The organism is Janthinobacterium sp. (genome assembly GCF_031995485.1).
Taxonomy (GTDB): domain Bacteria; phylum Pseudomonadota; class Gammaproteobacteria; order Burkholderiales; family Burkholderiaceae_D; genus Janthinobacterium.
The window spans coordinates 61,886-79,461 of sequence record NZ_DAMAGB010000001.1; the positions used below are offsets into that span (position 1 = coordinate 61,886).

The window sequence follows — 17,576 nt, forward strand, 5'->3', positions numbered from 1 at the left end:
AAGCGAGTCCCTTTGACAACTTTGTATATCCGGCATCCGGCCAAGGCGTCCACCGACAGCGCGGCCATCTGCGCTTTCGTGCTGGCCGGCGACGGCGGCGCCCTGCTGCAGCAGGGCAGTGCCGCCATGGGCAGCCTGGGCCAGCTGATCGCCGGTGCGAAACAGGTGGTGCTGCTGCTGGCGGCGGCGGACGTGACCCTGCTGCGCCTGAAAACCCCGCCGCTGGCCGGCGCCCGCCTGCGCGCGGCCCTGCCTGGCCTGGTGGAAGAACATATTCTCGGCGACGCGCAGGACTGCGTGCTGGCCGCCGGCGCGCCCGACGCCGCCGGCATGCGCACGGTAGCGGTGGTGCAGCGCGCCTGGCTGCAGGTGCTGGTGCAGGCCTTGCTGGCGCTGGGCGCGCGCAAGGTGGCCGTGCTGCCGTCGCAATTGTGCCTGCCGCTGCAGGCCGGCGGCGTCAGCGCTTCGCTGCAGACGGGTAGCCAGGGTATCGAACTGGCCTTGCGCCAGGCGCCGCAGGAAGGCCTGGGCCTGGTGCTGCCGGACGATCCGCAGCAGGCGCTGGCCACCACGCGCGCGTTTGCCGGCGATGTGCCGCTGACGGTGTATGTGGCGCAGGACGACGTGGCGCATTACCAGCAGCTGGCGCAGGCACTGGCCGGCGTGACGGTGGAGGCGGAACACTGGGCGCACTGGATCTCGGGCGCTAAAAATACCACGCTGGACCTGGCGCCGGCGCTCGGTGCCGGTGGCGCCGCCGCGCGCGACTGGGTGCGCTGGCGCTGGCCGCTGCGCCTGGCGCTGCTGGCCGTGATCGTCAACCTGGCGGGCCTCAATATCGAGTGGTCGCGTTTGAAGCGCGAAGCGGCCACGGTGCAAACCTCGATGCAGCAGACCTTCAAGGCCGCCTATCCGAACGAGGCGCCGGTATATGGCCTGGAAGCGGAACAGATGCGGCGCAATATCGCCGCGGCGCGGCTGCAGGGCGGCCAGGCCAGCATGGACGATTTCACCAGCATGAGCGCGTCGCTGGGCGAAGCCCTGGGCGGCCTGGCCGGACGCGGCGTGGTCGCCTCGCTCGAATACCGCGAGCGCAGCCTGATCGTGCGCATCAAGCCCGACATGGTCGATGCCAGCGCGCAGGCGCAGGTCAAGCAGGGACTGGCCGCGCGCAAGCTGGCCTTGAACGAGACGGAACCTGGCGTCTGGAAAATCACGGTCGCCACGGGAGTGACATCATGAGTGCAGTAAACAAGGGACGGGCGGCACTGGCCGCGCGCCAGCAGAGCATGCAGGCGTTCTGGGCCGGGCGCACGGCGCAGGAGCGCAAGCTGCTCTGCATCGGCGCGGTGGTGGCCGGCGTGGCGCTGGTCTATGCGGTGTTTTTCGAGCCGGCCTGGAATGGCCGCATCGCGCTGCAAAAAAGCCTGCCCGAACTGCGCCAGCAAGCGGCCGTGCTGCAATCGCTGGCGCGCGAAGCGGGCGAGTTGTCGCGCCAGGCGCCGGTGCAAGTGGCCTCCATGAACCGCGAAGGGCTCGACGCGTCGCTCAAGGCGCGCGGGCTGGCGCCGCAATCGCTGTCGCTGACGGGCGAATATGCGCGCGTGCAGCTGAACGGCGTGCCATTTTCCAACGTGATGCTGTGGCTCGACGGCCTGCGCCGCGAAGGCCGCATCGCGGTACAGGAAGCAAAGATCACGGCGCAAGGCAAGGCGGGGCTGGTGGACGCCACCATCTCGCTGCACCAGAGCCCGGGCGTGACCCGATGAAGCGCATGCTGCTCTGGCTGCTGGCGATCGTGGCCAGCGTCTGCCTGACCCTGCTGATTTTCTTTCCGGCCGCCTGGGTGGCCGGCATCGTCGAAAAGCAGACGGGCGGGCGTTTGACCTTGGGCGACGCGCAAGGTACCCTGTGGCGCGGTTCGGCCTTTATCGGCGGCGCGGCCAGCGCGGGTGGCGCCGTCACGCCGCTGCTGCCGGGGCGCTTCAACTGGCGCATTTCGCCATCCGTCCTGTGGGGATCGGTCGATGTCGAGCTGCAGAACGCCGAGGCGCTGTCGCAGCCGGTCAACCTGCGCGGTTCATGGTCGCACTGGCAGGTCAGCCCAGCCGCGCTGCTGCTGCCGGCCGACGGCCTGGGCGGCCTCGGTGCGCCGTTGAACACCGTGGCGCCGACCGGCAGCATGCGCCTGTCGTGGAGCACCTTGCAGCTGGCTTTGGCGCAGAAACAGTTTTCCGCGTTTGGCCGCACCACCTTGCAGATGACGGACATGGCCTCGCGCCTGTCGTCGCTGCGCCCGCTGGGCAGCTATGAACTCGATTTCGACTGGCAGGGGCAAAACGCCAGCTTGACCCTGCGTTCGATGAAGGGGCCGTTGCTGCTCGATGGCAGCGGCAGCCTGAATCAGGGGCGCATGCAGTTTTCCGGCCAGGCCCAGGCCGCAGCAGGATATGAAGAGACCTTGGCGAGTTTGTTGAATTTGCTGGGACAGCGCCGTAGCAATAGCGAAAAAAACATCATCGCCCTAGAGTTTAGACAATGAAAAAATCATCCGTGAGCCCAATCAAACCTACCTTCTCGCTGCGCCGCCTTTCCGCCGCCGCCCTGCTGTGCTGTTCGGTGGCCGGCCTGCCGGCGCCTGCCTGGTCCGCGCCCGGCGACGAAGCGGCGCTCAACTTCGTTGCCGCCGACATCGAGTCGGTGATCAAGGCGGTGGGCCATTACACCAACATCAATTTCGTGATCGACCCGCGCGTCAAGGGCACCATCACGCTGGTGTCGGAGCGCTCGATCAGCAAGACCCAGGCCTTTGCGCTGCTGGCCTCGGCCCTGCGCCTGCAAGGCTATGCGGTGGTGTCCGGCGACGGCTACGCCAAGGTGGTGCCGGAAGCGGACGCCAAGCTGCAGTCGGTGCCGACCCAGGTGGGCAATGGCGCCAGCCAAGTCAAGGGCGACCAGATCGCTACCCAGGTGTTTTACCTGAACTACGAATCGTCGGCCAACCTGTTGGCCGTGCTGCGCCCGCTGATTTCGCCGAACAACACGATCAACGCCAACCCGGGCAACAACTCGCTGGTGATCACCGACTACGCCGACAACCTCAAGCGCCTGGCGAAAATCATCGCCGCGCTCGACGTGCCGGCATCGACCGATCTCGATGTGATCCCGGTGCGCTATGCGATCGCCTCCGACCTGGCGGCGATGGTCAACAAGCTGATGGAAGGCGGTAACGCCGGCGCCGGTACCGCTGGCGGCGCCGACACGGGCCGCGTGTCCGTGCTGGCCGATCCGCGCACCAACTCGCTGGTGCTGCGCGCGCCATCGGCGGCGCGCGCCAACCTGGCCAAGTCGCTGATCTCCAAGCTGGACCAGCCGACCACGCAACTGGGCAATGTGCACGTGGTGTACCTGAAGAATGCCGACGCCACCAAGCTGGCGCAGACCCTGCGCTCGGTAGTGACCTCGGACGGCTCGGCCGCCACTGCGCAGCAGGGCACCAATGCCAATACCAGCACCCTCAATAACAACCAGGGCACCAACAACAGCGGCATCAACAGCAGCGGTTTGGGCGGCAGCACGCAAAGCGGCACCACTGGTGGCGCGTCGCTGAACAACGGTCCGCAGCAGCTGTCTTCGGGTGGCGCGGCCGGCTTCATCCAGGCCGATGCCTCGACCAATACCCTGATCCTCACTTGCAACGAAGCCGTCTACCGCAACCTGCGGGCCGTGATCGACCAGCTCGACGTGCGCCGCGCCCAGGTCTACATCGAGGCGCTGATCGTCGAAGTGACGTCGTCCAAGGCCTCCGAATTCGGCGTGCAGTGGCTGGGCCTGTCCGGCGACAGCTCCAGCAGCTACCGCGTCGGCGCGCTGCAGTCGTTCGCCACCGGCACCACCAACAATATCGCCGCGCTGGCCACCGGCAAGGGCGCCGTGCTGCCGACCGGCGGCCTGACGCTGGGCATCTTCAAGCAGATCAACGGCGCGCTGGGCCTGGGCGCCCTGGCGCATGCCCTGGAATCGGACGGCAACGCCAATATCCTGTCGACGCCGAACCTGATCACGCTGGACAACGAACTGGCGACCATCAAGGTGGGCCAGAACGTGCCGATCCTGACGGGCCAGTACACCAGCACGGCCGGCACCAATACCAACCCGTTCCAGACCATCGACCGCAAGGAAGTGGGCCTGACCCTGAAGGTGCGTCCGCAGATTTCCGAAGGCGGCACCATCAAGCTGGGTATCTATCACGAGACCTCGAGCGTGGACAAATCGACCGCGTCGGCCGTCAGCGGCATCACCATCAACAACCGCGTGATCGAAAACAATGTGCTGGCCGACGATGGCCAGATTATCGTGCTGGGCGGCCTGATCGAGGACAGCACCGGCGACAATGCGGAAAAAGTGCGCGGCCTGGGCGATATTCCCGTGCTGGGCAACCTGTTCAAGTACCAGACGCGCGAGCGCAAGAAAACCAATCTGATGATCTTCCTGCGCCCGGTCATCGTGCGCAGCAAGGAGCAGAGCGGCAGCCTGGCGTCGGACCGCTACGACTACATGCGCGCGGCCGAAACGGCGGCCGTGCCGGCCACCGGCAACCTGATGCTCAAAGACCTGGGTACGCCGGTACTGCCGGCGCTGCAGGACGGCCAGCCGGTGGGCGGCAATATGGTCACGCGTCCGGTGCCGCCGGCGCCGCTGCCGCCGCCAGGCGCGCCGGCCAATGCGGCCACGCCGCTGCTGCAGCAGTACCAGCAGCAGAATTTGCAAAACCCTCCGCAGCAGAACCCGCAACAGTGATCGGCCAGCCATGAGTAATTTGCTTCCTTACGCTTACGCGCGCGATTTCGGCCTGCTGGCCCGGGCCGGCGCGCAGGAGGGCGGCGCGGTCGAGGTGCTGGTGGCCGTGTCGACGCCGCCAGCGGCGATTGCCGAAGTGTCGCGCCGCTTCGGCCAGATTCAATTGAAGGTGCTGCCGCGCGAAGACCTCGACGCGGCGATTGCCGGCGCCTATGCCGGCGGTGGCGGCGACGCCTCGCAGATGGCCGACGAATTCGATGCCGACCTCGATCTGACCAAGCTGCTGCAGGACGTGCCGGCCATCGAGGACCTGCTCGAATCGTCCGACGACGCGCCGGTGATCCGCATGATCAATGCGCTGCTGACGCAGGCGCTGCGCGAAGGCGCGTCCGATATCCATATCGAGCCGTTCGAGCAGACCTCGGTGGTGCGCTTTCGCATCGACGGCAGCCTGCGCGACGTGGTGCGGCCCCGCAAGGCCATCCATGGTTCGCTGATTTCGCGGATCAAGATCATGGCGCAGCTCGACATTGCCGAAAAACGCCTGCCGCAGGATGGCCGCATCACCCTGCGCGTGGGCGGCAAACCGGTCGACGTGCGCGTCTCGACCCTGCCGACCGGCCACGGCGAACGGGCCGTACTGCGCTTGCTGGACAAGGAAGCGGGCCGGCTCGACCTGCAGCACCTGGGCATGAGCGCGCCGATGCTGGGGCAGTTCGACGGCCTGATCACGCAGCCGCACGGCATCGTGCTGGTCACCGGGCCGACCGGCTCGGGCAAGACCACCACCCTGTATGCGGCGCTGTCGATGCTCAACGCCACCACCACCAATATCCTGACGGTGGAAGATCCTATCGAGTACGACCTGGCGGGCGTCGGCCAGACGCAGGTCAACCCGCGCATCGACATGACGTTTGCCAAGGCCCTGCGCGCCATTTTGCGGCAGGACCCGGACGTGATCATGATCGGCGAGATCCGCGACCTGGAAACGGCGCAGATCGCGGTGCAGGCTTCCCTGACTGGCCACCTGGTGCTGGCGACCCTGCACACCAACGACGCCTCGGCGGCCGTCACGCGCCTGCTGGACATGGGGATCGAGCCGTTCCTGTTGTCGTCGTCCCTGCTGGGCGTGCTGGCGCAGCGGCTGGTGCGCAAATTGTGCATTTCCTGCAAGACCTTCGACGGTCAATACTGGCAGGCGGTCGGCTGCGAACACTGCGGCCAGACCGGCTACCAGGGCCGAGTGGGCGTGTATGAACTGCTGCGCACCACCGAGCAGATCCGCGCGCAGATCCACAACCGCGCCTCGGAGGCGGACGTGCGCGCCGTCGCCCTGCAGGACGGCATGACCGGCATGCGCGAAGACGGCGAACGCTGGCTGCGCGACGGCACCACCACGCAAGCCGAGCTGCTGCGCGTGACCAAAGACTAGGCCCGCCACCATGCCCGCATTCCGTTATGAAGCCGTCGATGCCGTGGGCGCCACCCGCAAGGGGGTGCTCAATGCCGACAGCCCGCGCGCCGCGCGCGCCGAACTGCGCCTGCAAGGCCTGGTGCCGCTGGCCGTCGACCTGATCGCCGCGCAGGTCGATGCGGCCGGCGTCACCAAACGGCGCGGCTTCGGCGAGCGCCTGTCAACCACCGAACTGGCGCTGTTTACGCGCCAGCTGGCCAGTTTGCTCGAAGCGGGGCTGCCGCTGGAACAGGCGTTTTCGGCGCTGCTGGAACAGGCCGAGCGGCCCTACCTGCGCGACCTGATCGCCTCGATCCGCTCCGAGGTGATCGGCGGCGCCGCGTTTTCCGACGTGCTGGCGCGCCATCCGCGCGACTTTGCCGAAATCTACCGCGCGCTGGTGGCGTCGGGCGAGCAGATCGGCCACCTGTCGCGGGTTCTCTCCCGCCTGGCCGACTATATCGAACGCAGGAACGCGCTGGTGCAGAAGGTGAAACTGGCGTTTACCTACCCGGCCATCGTGACGGTGGTGGCGTTTTCGATCGTGATCTTTTTGCTCACCTACGTGGTGCCGCAGATCGTGTCCGTGTTTGCCAATACCAAGCAGAAGCTGCCGATGCTGACCGTGATCATGCTGGCGCTGTCCGACTTCGTGCGCCATTACGGGCTGATCGTGGGCATTGCGCTGGTCGGCGCCTGGTTCGCCTGGCGGCGCGCCCTGCAGCAGCCGGCATTGAAGCGGCGCTGGCATACCTGGCTGCTGACGGCGCCGCTGTACGGCAAGTTCGAGCGCAGCCTCAATACCGCGCGCTTTGCCAGCACGCTGGCCATCACCACCGGCTCCGGCGTGCCGATCCTGCGCGCCCTGGACACCAGCCGCGACACGCTGACCAATGTGGCGATGCAGGAACTGGTGGCCGAGGCCAGCGGCGCGGTGCGCGAGGGCGTCAGCCTGGCGCGCGCGCTGTCGGCGCAAAAGCATTTCCCGCCGATGCTGATCCACATGATACGGGCCGGCGAAATCACCGGCGAACTGCCGGCCATGCTGGAGCGTGCCGCCAGCGCCCAGGAGCAGGACCTCGAGCGCCGCACGCTGACCATTGCCGGCCTGCTGGAGCCGGCGCTGATCCTGGCGATGGGCGTGGTGGTGCTGCTGATCGTGCTGGCCGTGCTGATGCCGATTATTGAAATCAACCAGCTGGTGCGGTAATCCAGTTAATAAGCAAAGAAATCTAGGAAATCATGAAGCGTCTGCCGCAATTCGTAACGTTGCTCGCCCTGGTGGCGCTGTCGGTGTCGCTGGCCTACTGGGCCATGCAGCTGTTCAAGGCGCCGCAGCGGCCGATCAATCCGCCGCCCGTGCCGGTGGTGCAGGACGCCAGCGTGGAAGCGGGCGCCTCGCTGTTCGGCGGCCAGGTCAGCGTGGCCGCTGCTGCCAGCAACTACCAGCTGAAGGGCGTGGTGGCGTCCGGCAATGGCCGCGGCAGCGTGGCCATCATCGCCACCGATGGCCAGCCGGCCAAGGCGTATCCGACTGGCGCGGAAGTGGCGCCCGGCGTGCGGGTACAAGAGGTGCAGGCACGCTACGTGCTGCTGCAGGACGGCGGCGTGAGCAAGCGCATCGAGCTGGCCACCGACGACAAGGCGCTGGCGCTGCCGGCCGTGATGCCGTCTCCCGTGGCCACGCCGACGCCTGCGCCGGTGCAGGCACCGGCTACCTCGCTGGTGCCGCCGCCGCTGCCGATGGAAGCGCAGCGCCCGCCCGTGACCGTGGCGCCGGCCGGCCAGGTGATGACCGGCCAGCCACCGAATAATCCGCCGGCGAACTGATTGTTCAACGGCGCTGTCCCGGAGTTCCCATGTCCCTGATCCGTGCCGTGCTGGCCGGCGTGGCGGTGCTGTGCGCGCTGCCTCTGGCGCCGCTCCATGCCGCGCCTGAACCTGATGCCGCCGCTGCGCCGGCGCCGGCACCGGCACGCCCGCGCATCGCGCTGGTGCTGTCGGGCGGCGGCGCGCGCGGCTTTGCCCATATCGGCGTATTGAAGGTGCTGCAGGAACTGCACGTGCCGGTCGACATGGTGGTCGGTACCAGCATGGGCGGCGTGGTCGGCGGCGCGTATGCGGCCGGCGCCTCGGTGGCGGATCTGGAAAAGATGGCGCGCGAGACCAACTGGGGGCGGGTGGTGGCCGATCGCCCGCCGCGCGAAGAGCTGGCGTTCCGCCGCCGTGAAGAAGATTTGCTGCTGGCGTCGCGCATCGAGTTCGGCGTCAGCCGCGACGGCATCTCGACGCCGCCGGCCGCGGCCAGCAATGCGGCGCTGGAAATGGCCCTGAACCGCCTGCTGCCGGCCGGCATGCGCGACCGCCCGGCCAACCAGCTGGCGCTGCCATTTCGCTCGGTGGCCTCGGACCTGGTCAGCGGCGAACTGGTGGAGCTGGTCGATACGCCCCTGTTCCTGTCGATGCGCGCCTCGCTGGCCGTGCCCGGCGTGTTTTCTCCCGTGCGCGTCAACAACCGGCTGGTGGTCGATGGCGGCCTGGTACGCAACCTGCCGGTGGACATGGCGCGCGCGATGGGCGCCGACATCGTCATCGCCGTCAACGTGGGCACGCCGCTGGCGCCCGAAAAGGAACTGGGCAGCGCGATCGGCGTGGCGCAGCAGATGCTGCAGATCCTCACCGAGCAGAACGTGCAGCGCTCGCTCAAGGAGCTGGGGCCGCACGATATCCTGGTGGCGCCCGACCTGAACGGCGTCAGTTTCCTCGACTTTACAAATTATGCGCGCGCCATGCGCGCCGGCGAACAGGCGGCGCAGGCGCTGGCCGCCCGCCTGGCGCCACTGGCGCTGCCGCCCGAGCAGTATGCGGCGCGCGAGCAGCTGCGCCTGGCCGCGCCGGCCCTGCTGGACGTGGCGCTGCCGCTCACGCGCCTGGCGGTGGAAAGCGAGGGCGATATCAATCCACGCACCTTGCAGGCGCAATCCGGGCTGGTGGAAGGCCAGCTGGTGAGCCAGGCAGAGGTACAGAAGGCGGCGGCGCGCCTGTATGGCCGCGGCGATATCGCGCGCGTGGAAACGGCGGTGGTCGACGCGGGCGAGCAGCGCACGGTCACCATCAACGCCGTCGAAGCGCCATGGGCCAGCAACCGCCTGCGCGTGGGGCTGGAACTGGGCAGCGACTTCAAGGACAGCAATACCTTCGCGCTGAAACTGCTGCATGTGGCGTCCAACCTGAACAGCTGGGGCGGCGAAGTGCGCAGCATCGCGCAGATCGGCACCACGCGCGACTTCGGGGTGCAGTTCTGGCAGCCGCTGGGCGCCGGCAACCCGTGGTATATCGCGCCCACGCTGCAGTACACCTCGTCGGCGGTAGACCTGTTCGACAAGGGCCGGCGCAGCGCGCGCATGGCTTACAGCGGCCACGGCGCCTCGCTGGTGCTGGGACGCCAGTTCGGCTACTGGGGCGACCTGCAGTTCGGCGTCACGCGCAGCCGCGTCAAGGGCAGCGTGGTGATCCCGGCCGACCCCGGCCTGCCCGAAGAACATGCGCTGGGCACCAACCACTTCGTGCAGTTCCGCGTCGACACGCTCGATGGCACGGGCTTTCCCACGCGCGGCGTGCTGCTCGACGCCACCTGGATGCACTCCAGGGCCGGCGACCTCGGTGACACGGGGCTGGGCCGTTCGGCCGTGACGGCGATGAAGGCGTTCGGCCGCGGCAACTGGGCCGGCCATGTGTATGGCGAATGGGCGCGCTCGCAGCAGGGCGAAGCGCCGCTGAACCTGGGCGGCTTTTTGCGCCTGTCGGGCACCGAGTTCGAGTCGGTGGCCGGGCGCAGCGTGGCGCTGGCGCGGGTGGTGATGGCGCGCCGCATCGGTTCGCTGCCGGCGACCTTTGGCGGCGCCGTGCGGGCCGGCTTTTCGCTGGAGATGGGCGGCGGCTTCGACCAGAGCGAGCGCTGGAAAACCAGCAAATTCACGCAGGCCGGCAGCGCCTTTATCGCGGTCGATACGCGCTTCGGCCCCGTGTACATGGCGGCCGGCGCCACCAAGGGCGGCGACGGCACGCTTTATCTGTTCCTGGGGCCGGCCTGGTAAGCGGAAGCCTGATCGGGTGCGGGGGCGACCCGGCGCAGGGCCGTAAACGCGGCAAACTCCCATGAACGAAAACCGAGCAGCAGGGTAAAGCCGTCGCGTTCACCGGCGGCCAGGCGCCGGTCGTTCTGGTGCAGGCGCGCCAGTTCCTCGGCCAGCTGGCGGATCTTCTGCACCATCTCCTGGGCGCTGGGCAGGCACAGCCGGGCCGGAATGCACATCAGCGTTTCGCCGGCGCCATCGAAATGGCCGCTGAAATAGTCGGCCACCACATGTTCGCGGAAGTACTGCTGCACCGGGCCGTCGGCCAGCCAGTGAAACGCGTTCGAGACGCGCAGGCTGTAGCGGTTCAGCGGCTTCAGTTCGATCAGTCCCAGGCGGTCCAGTTCGGCCAGGTAGCCGATGCATTCGGCTGGCGTCAGCGCGTAGGTCTCCACCACCTGTTCCAGGCTCCAGTGCCCCAGGCAGCAGATCGCCACCAGCAGCAGTCGCGGGTGCGCCACCAGCGACTTTTCCTGCACCAGCGTGAGCGTATCGGCATGCGGCGTGATGTCGGCCGCGCCGCGCAGCACGTCTTCCATGGCGATGCCGGCCGCCTTGCAGATCAGGGCCAGGCGCGACAGCGACATGTCGTGCTGGCCGAACATGCGCTTGACGCTCGATTCGCTCATGCCGATGCGTTCGGCCAGCACTTTATAAGTCATGCCGACGGCGCGCAGTTCGGCGCGCAGCACGCGCAATACCAGTTCGGGTGAGCTCAAGGTCTATCCTTTTTTGCAATGTCAGTGGCGTATGGCGATACCGAATGTAGCCGCTTATGCCACTTTGCACAAGATGATAGTACTTTGGGGAAAAAGCGATGACACTGCAGTGCGCGCTTGCCGTTACCGGTTGCACCGGCAGCAAGGCGCGGCAGGTTTCGCCGCGGCGATCACACGGGTGGGTGATGCCGCGGCCCCCGATGGCCTGATCGCGGACGCCCTGTTGAAGGGCGTCCGCAGGCGGCCTTACTTTTCAGAGATTTTCGTGAGCAATCTGGCCAGCAGGCGTTTTTCCTGCTGGCGCTGGCCGGACACGGTTTTCACATGCGCGCCAGCCGCGCGCTGCTTGGCGGCCGCGGCAACCGGGTTGCGCGGCGCCTGCGAGGGTTCGACGCGGAACTGCATTTTCTGCCGCGTCGCCAGGGCCTTGTTTGCCATGTCGCCCCCTTGCGTCGGTTACAGCACGTAGCGCGACAGGTCCTCGTTGACCGACAGCGCTTCCAGGCGTTGATTCACATACGCGGCATCGATCACCAGCAGGTTCTCGCTGGTGCTGCTGCCTTCGCTGGCCGTAAACGACACTTCTTCAAGCAGCTTTTCCATCACCGTATGCAGGCGGCGCGCGCCGATGTTTTCGGTCCGTTCGTTGACCGAATAGGCGATTTCGGCCAGGCGCGTGATGCCTTCGGGCGCGAACTGCAGCTTCAGGTTTTCGGTCGCCAGCAGCGCCTCGTACTGCATTGTCAGGCAGGCGTCGGTACTGGTCAGGATGCGCTCGAAATCCGAGATCGACAGCGATTCGAGTTCCACCCGGATCGGGAAGCGTCCCTGCAGCTCCGGGATCAGGTCCGACGGTTTCGACAGATGGAACGCGCCCGAGGCGATGAACAGGATATGGTCGGTGCGTATCATGCCGTACTTGGTATTGACGGTGGTGCCTTCGACCAGCGGCAGCAGGTCGCGCTGCACGCCGGCGCGCGAGACGTCGGCGCCGCCCGACTCGGAACGCGAGGCGATCTTGTCGATCTCGTCCAGGAACACGATGCCGTTCTGCTCGACGTTCTGGATCGCCTTCTGTTTCAGTTCATCTTCGTTGACCAGCTTGGCCGCTTCTTCCTCGACCAGCAGCTTCAACGCTTCCTTGATCTTGACCTTGCGCGCCTTTTTACGTGCGCCACCCACGCCGGAGAACATCGACTTGATCTGTTCCGTCATTTCTTCCATGCCCGGCGGCGCCATGATTTCCATCTGCGGACCGGCATCGGCCACTTCGATCTCGATTTCCTTGTCGTCCAGTTCGCCCTGGCGCAGGCGCTTGCGGAAGGTCTGGCGCGTGCTGTCGCCGCTGCCCGAATCCACTGCCGCAGCTGCATTCGGCGTAAAGCCGAAATCGCGCGCCGGCGGCACCAAAATATCGATCACGCGGTCTTCGGCCGCATCTTCGGCGCGCGCACGCACCTTTTTCATTTCCAGCGAACGCGTCTGCTTGATGCCGATATCGATCAGGTCGCGGATGATGGTGTCGACGTCGCGGCCCACATAGCCCACTTCGGTAAACTTGGTTGCTTCGATCTTGATGAAGGGCGCCTCGGCCAGCTTGGCCAGGCGGCGCGCGATCTCGGTCTTGCCGACCCCCGTGGGACCGATCATCAGGATGTTTTTCGGCGTGATTTCATGGCGCAGCGGCTCGGCCACCTGCTGGCGGCGCCAGCGGTTGCGCAAGGCGATGGCCACGGCGCGCTTGGCCTTGGCCTGGCCCACCACGTGTTTGTCGAGTTCGGTAACGATTTCCGACGGGGTCATGTTCATGATCATATTTGGCTTTCTGTTCTTGGCTCAGGCGCTCAGTCGAGCGTCTCGATAATGTGCGACATGTTCGTGTAAATGCAGAGTTCGCCTGCGATGGTCAGCGACTTCTTGACGATTTCGGCCGGCGACAATTCGGTGTTTTCCTGCAGCGCCTTGGCGGCCGACTGGGCGTAGGTGCCGCCCGAGCCGATCGCGCCGATGCCGTCTTCCGGCTCCAGCACGTCGCCGTTGCCGGTGATCACCAGGGTCGATTCGCTGTCGGCCACCAGCAGCATCGCTTCCAGGCGGCGCAGCACGCGGTCGGTGCGCCAGTCCTTGGCCAGCTCGACCGAGGCGCGCAGCAGATTGCCCTGGTGCTTTTCCAGCTTGCCTTCGAAGCGGTCGAGCAGGGTGAAGGCATCGGCGGTGCCGCCGGCAAAACCGACCAGCACCTTGCCCTGGTACAGCTTGCGTACCTTGCGGGCCGTGCCCTTCATGACGATATTGCCAAGCGTGACCTGGCCGTCGCCTCCCAAAGCCACTTGCTTGCCGCGCCGGACGCAGAGGATGGTGGTGCCGTGAAATTGTTCCATAGTGACCTCAAAAAGTATGCTGCAGACTCGCGCAGAATGGCGTCATTGCGCGCTGGTGGCTCAAACGTGGGGATGGATCGGGTAATTGCAAGCGATACAGAACATCGCCGCGGCGGGGCAAAAAAAAAGCATGCGGCCGGAGCCGCATGCTTTTTTCCTGCTTCGGGACAACCGAAAAATCAGTCGCCGTACAGTTTCTGTTTCAGTTCGCGCCGTTGCTGGGCTTCCAGCGACAGGGTGGCGGTCGGTCGGGCGATCAGGCGCGGGATGCCGATCGGCTCGCCCGTTTCTTCGCACCAGCCGTACTCGCCGCCGTCGATGCTGGCGATCGATTGCTGGACTTTTTTCAGCAGTTTGCGTTCGCGGTCGCGCGTGCGCAGTTCCAGCGCATGCTCTTCCTCGATGGTGGCGCGGTCGGCCGGATCGGGTACCAGCACGGTTTCACGCAGGTGTTCCGTGGTTTCGCCGGCGTTTTTCAGCAGGTCTTTTTCCAGCTGTTGCAGGCGGGCCTTGAAGAATGCCAGTTGTGCCGCATTCATGTAGTCATCCTCGCTCATGGCGCGAATCGCTTCTTCGCTGATGACGGGGATGTCTTGGTTGGCGGCCGGGCTCGATTTATTAGTTTTGGTCATGACTTCGCTTACCTTCGATACGACAGAGTTTTCAAATTGATCAGTTGATGCGGCGATACCGAGCAACTGTACAGGTTCCGCTGGGCATTGCTGTCCGGATGTACTGCTTGCGACCTTTGGCTTGCCGGCACAGCCCGGACTACCGGCCGGCCATCATGCCATGTTGATAACTTTTTACCGCTTTATGCCAGTCTCGCGCTGGGCGCGTCGACTGGCGTGTTGGGTGGATCGGTTGCATGCCTGGCGTGCTGCCATCGGCAGTTTGCCTGCATTTCATGACAGGCCAACGACAGGGGCCGTTTTCGTCGCTGATTTTGGCACGCTTTGCGGTATATTGCCATCCCGATTTGTTGCCTGAGCGATCATCTATCGCCACCTGAGAGATTATGCCGGCAAGATTGTCTTCGGATGGTGGGAAAGCGCACTTAACTTTCCCTTTTCTTTTCCTGTTTGCAACGGGTAAATCACAAAACCCGGCTAGTTTATACCAAACATTGTTCGAGTCCGCGAATAAAAATGTCTTTTGGTAGATTTTTGCCAATAAACACCATTTTGCTGCCACGTACCTCATCGTCGCCCCATTTGGCGCCCAGGTCGCTGCCCATCAGCTGGTGCACGCCCTGGAACACCACCTTGCGTTCGGCGCCCTGCATCAGCAGCACGCCCTTGTAGCGCAGCATGCGCGGCCCGTACACCTGCACCAGGCCGCCGAGGAATTCATCGAGCTTGGCGCTGTCAAACGGTTGCGTGCTCTTGAAAACAAAGGCGGCGATATCGTCGCTGTGATGCGCGTGATGGTGGTCGGCATGGCCGCAATCGGTGGCGCAGGCGTCGCCGTGCTCGTGCTTGTGCTCATCATGACCGTGTGCATGGTCATGCTGATGGTCGTGATCATGCACGTGCGCCGTTTCGGTGGCCAGGAAGTCCGGATCGAGTTCCAGCTTTTCGTTCAGGTTGAAGCCGCGGATGTCGAGCACCTCGGCGATCGGCGCGCGGCCAAAGTCCACTTTGCCGATCGGCGCGCGCGGGTTGATGCGCTTCAGGCGGCGGCTCAAGGCGGCCAGTTCGTCTTCGCTGACCAGGTCGGTCTTCGACAGCAGCAGCTTGTCGGCAAAACCCACCTGGCGCTGTGCTTCTTCGTAGTCGTCGAGCTGCTGCATCGCATGGCGCGCATCGACCACGGTGATGATGGCGTCGAGCATGTAGTGGCTGCCCACCTCTTCATCGACAAAGAAGGTTTGCGCCACCGGACCCGGATTGGCCAGGCCCGTCGTTTCGATCACGACGCGGTCGAACGACAGGGTGCCGGCGTCGCGCTTTTGCGCCAGCGCCGTCAGTGCCACGATCAGGTCGCCGCGCACGGTGCAGCAGATGCAGCCGTTGTTCATTTCAATGATCTGTTCGCTGCTATCCTGCACCAGGATTTCATTGTCGATGTTTTCCTGGCCGAATTCATTTTCGATCACGGCGATGCGCATGCCGTGGTCTTCCTGCAAGATGCGGTTGAGCAAAGTGGTTTTGCCGGCGCCGAGGAAGCCGGTGAGGATGGTAGCGGGGATCATTGCCATGTAAGGAACCTATGCGGTGAATCGGTGTTGCCGCCGTGCCAAGGCCGGCGGGCGTATCCGGACGATTATGCCGGAATTTTCCGGATGCTTGCAAATGCGCGGGAATCGGCTTGACATGGATCAGGCCACACGTAGCGACACGGAACTACTTGAGCTTGGCGCGCGGGTGAGCCTGGTCGTAAACCCTGGACAGGTGCTGGAAATCGAGCGCCGTGTAGACCTGGGTCGAGGTGATGCTCGAGTGGCCCAGCATTTCCTGCACCGCGCGCAGGTCGCCCGACGATTGCAGCACATGCGAGGCGAAGGAATGGCGCAGCACGTGCGGATGCACATTGGCGGGAATGCCGGTGGCCAGCGCGTGGGCTTTCAGGCGCAGTTGCAGCACGCGCGGCGAGATGCGCGTGCCGCGGCTGCTCAGGAACAGCGCGGCGCTGCCGTCCTTCGCCGGCGGGCGCACGGCCAGCCAGGCTGACAGCGCCACCAGCGCGGCCTTGCCGATCGGCACCTTGCGCATCTTGCTGCCCTTGCCGGTGACGATGACTTCGAAGCTGGCCAGGTCGATCCAGCCCGGCGACGCCGCAACACCGTCGCCGCCCTTGCAGTAATGCGTATCCAGGCTGGTCAGTTCGGACACGCGCAGCCCGCTCGAATACAGCAGTTCGTACATGGCGCGGCTGCACAATTCATCAGGCTCGGCTTTTGCCTCCTGGTGCGGCGCGGGCGCCACCAGGCGCACGGCGTCGTCCACCGACAGGGCCTTGGGCAGGCTTTTTGAACGCTTGGGCGCGCGGATGCCGTCGACGGGATTGGCATCGAGCGTGGTTTCGCCACCGAGCCAGTCGAAAAAGCCGCGCCAGGACGACAGCTTGCGCGCGATCGAACGGGGATCGAGGCCGCTGGCATGCAGTTTCGAGGTATGGCGGCGCACTTCCTGGTGTCCCAGCTTCGGCCAGGCGGTCTCGCCGCTCAGCGCCAGCAATTGACGCAGGTCGCGCCGGTAGGCATCGAGGGTATGCGGCGACAGCTTGCGCTGGGTTTCCAGCTGGGCCAGATACGCGTCCAGCCAACCGGCCTTGCTGCGCGACTGGCTCATCGTTGACTCAGGCCGGTGCGCGCAGCGCGTTCAGGGCGGCGCTGGCGGTGGCGCCGATATGCACGAGGAAATCGGTGCCCATGCTGGACGTAAACCGTTCGCTGTCGGGCGAACCGAGTACCAGCAGGCCGAAGGTGCTGCTGGTGCCTGGCGCGCGCAGGGCGATCATGACGGTCGATTCGATCTTGCCAGCCTGCAGCCAGTGCACGGCTTCGAAATCGCGATTGTTGCCGCAATACGGCGTTTGCAGCCCATTGGCAAACATGCGCACATCGGCCGTCACGTCCTGGGCATACCAGGCATCGGCGAATGCGGGCGCCAGCTGCCACAGGCGCAGGCTGACATGGGGCACGTTGAAATGGGTTTGCAGCGCATCGACCAGCACGCGCGGCATGGCGCCGTCCTCGCGTACCTGCAGCATGGCCTGGTTCCAGCCATGGAATTTATTGGCGATGGCGCCGTTTTCCTGGGCCACGCGGCCCAGGTTGGACATGCGCAGTTCCAGCGCCTTGTATTTGTCGCGCATCACTTCCATCTGCCGCTCCTGCAGCGAGATGGTGCGTCCCGTGACCGGGCTGCTCAGCTTGACCTCGCCCAGCAGGGCGGTATGTTCTTCGAAAAAGTTCGGATGCTCGCTCAGATACTGGGCGACGGTGCTGGAGTCGAGTGTGGCGGTCATTGATGATTGAACAGTAGAAAGAGTAACCCCTGGATTCTAACCGAGAGCGCGCCGCAATACGGCGCAAACGCGTGCGGCCATGAAAAAAGCGGCATGGTTGCCCATGCCGCCCAAT

Annotated in this window: 16 protein-coding genes; 8 read left to right on the plus strand and 8 right to left on the minus strand. The window is 65.4% G+C overall.

Annotated features, from left to right (window positions below; translation table 11 throughout):
- The first annotated feature begins 12 nt into the window (after positions 1-12).
- The 8 genes from gspL to RTQ46_RS00390 are packed head-to-tail and all read left to right on the plus strand — an operon-like array spanning position 13 to position 10,350.
- Positions 13-1,242: a type II secretion system protein GspL gene (gspL, locus tag RTQ46_RS00355; RefSeq protein ID WP_312433896.1), complete on the plus strand. Its 1,230-nt coding sequence runs from the start codon at positions 13-15 to the stop codon at positions 1,240-1,242.
- Complete coding sequence (locus RTQ46_RS00360) at positions 1,239-1,769, plus strand: type II secretion system protein M (RefSeq protein ID WP_312433898.1); 531 nt, start codon at positions 1,239-1,241, stop codon at positions 1,767-1,769. Before gspL ends, RTQ46_RS00360 begins: the two co-directional genes overlap by 4 nt.
- Positions 1,766-2,542 (plus strand): type II secretion system protein N, encoded by a 777-nt coding sequence (locus tag RTQ46_RS00365; RefSeq protein WP_312433899.1) that lies wholly within the window; start codon positions 1,766-1,768, stop codon positions 2,540-2,542. Before RTQ46_RS00360 ends, RTQ46_RS00365 begins: the two co-directional genes overlap by 4 nt.
- On the plus strand, positions 2,539-4,800 hold the full coding sequence (gene gspD / locus RTQ46_RS00370; RefSeq protein WP_312433900.1) for a type II secretion system secretin GspD: 2,262 nt from the start codon (positions 2,539-2,541) through the stop codon (positions 4,798-4,800). Before RTQ46_RS00365 ends, gspD begins: the two co-directional genes overlap by 4 nt.
- A 10-nt stretch (positions 4,801-4,810) precedes the next feature.
- On the plus strand, positions 4,811-6,232 hold the full coding sequence (gene gspE / locus RTQ46_RS00375; protein WP_312433901.1) for a type II secretion system ATPase GspE: 1,422 nt from the start codon (positions 4,811-4,813) through the stop codon (positions 6,230-6,232).
- Positions 6,233-6,242: 10 nt separating this feature from the next.
- Positions 6,243-7,463 carry a type II secretion system inner membrane protein GspF gene (gene gspF, locus RTQ46_RS00380; RefSeq protein ID WP_312433903.1) on the plus strand — a complete coding sequence of 407 codons (1,221 nt, stop codon included), beginning with the start codon at positions 6,243-6,245 and terminating at the stop codon, positions 7,461-7,463.
- A 32-nt stretch (positions 7,464-7,495) separates the two neighbouring features.
- A complete protein-coding gene (locus tag RTQ46_RS00385; RefSeq protein WP_312433904.1) occupies positions 7,496-8,083 on the plus strand; it encodes a type II secretion system protein N in 588 nt (195 codons plus the stop codon).
- 29 nt (positions 8,084-8,112) lie between these two features.
- On the plus strand, positions 8,113-10,350 hold the full coding sequence (locus RTQ46_RS00390; protein ID WP_312433906.1) for a patatin-like phospholipase family protein: 2,238 nt from the start codon (positions 8,113-8,115) through the stop codon (positions 10,348-10,350).
- Here RTQ46_RS00390 and RTQ46_RS00395 read toward each other — a convergent pair.
- The 8 genes from RTQ46_RS00395 to RTQ46_RS00430 form a co-directional block, all read right to left on the minus strand.
- On the minus strand, positions 10,323-11,108 hold the full coding sequence (locus RTQ46_RS00395; RefSeq protein ID WP_312433908.1) for a helix-turn-helix transcriptional regulator: 786 nt from the start codon (positions 11,106-11,108) through the stop codon (positions 10,323-10,325). The two genes, RTQ46_RS00390 and RTQ46_RS00395, sit on opposite strands and share 28 nt — an antisense overlap.
- A gap of 246 nt (positions 11,109-11,354) precedes the next feature.
- On the minus strand, positions 11,355-11,546 hold the full coding sequence (locus RTQ46_RS00400) for a hypothetical protein (protein ID WP_312433909.1): 192 nt from the start codon (positions 11,544-11,546) through the stop codon (positions 11,355-11,357).
- An 18-nt stretch (positions 11,547-11,564) separates the two neighbouring features.
- Entirely contained in the window at positions 11,565-12,917 is a 1,353-nt protein-coding gene (gene hslU / locus RTQ46_RS00405) for an ATP-dependent protease ATPase subunit HslU (protein WP_312433910.1), read from the minus strand.
- A gap of 35 nt (positions 12,918-12,952) precedes the next feature.
- Positions 12,953-13,489 carry an ATP-dependent protease subunit HslV gene (gene hslV, locus RTQ46_RS00410; protein WP_312433912.1) on the minus strand — a complete coding sequence of 179 codons (537 nt, stop codon included), beginning with the start codon at positions 13,487-13,489 and terminating at the stop codon, positions 12,953-12,955.
- Positions 13,490-13,668: 179 nt separating this feature from the next.
- Entirely contained in the window at positions 13,669-14,121 is a 453-nt protein-coding gene (dksA, locus tag RTQ46_RS00415; RefSeq protein WP_312433914.1) for an RNA polymerase-binding protein DksA, read from the minus strand.
- A 482-nt stretch (positions 14,122-14,603) separates the two neighbouring features.
- Positions 14,604-15,689, minus strand: coding sequence for a GTP-binding protein (locus RTQ46_RS00420; RefSeq protein WP_312433915.1), 1,086 nt, complete (start codon positions 15,687-15,689; stop codon positions 14,604-14,606).
- 145 nt (positions 15,690-15,834) lie between these two features.
- The gene (locus RTQ46_RS00425; protein WP_312433917.1) at positions 15,835-16,782 is read right to left on the minus strand and encodes a tyrosine recombinase XerC; all 948 of its coding nucleotides are present in this window, start codon (positions 16,780-16,782) and stop codon (positions 15,835-15,837) included.
- A gap of 7 nt (positions 16,783-16,789) precedes the next feature.
- Positions 16,790-17,461 carry a DUF484 family protein gene (locus tag RTQ46_RS00430; protein WP_312433918.1) on the minus strand — a complete coding sequence of 224 codons (672 nt, stop codon included), beginning with the start codon at positions 17,459-17,461 and terminating at the stop codon, positions 16,790-16,792.
- Positions 17,462-17,576 lie beyond the last annotated feature (115 nt).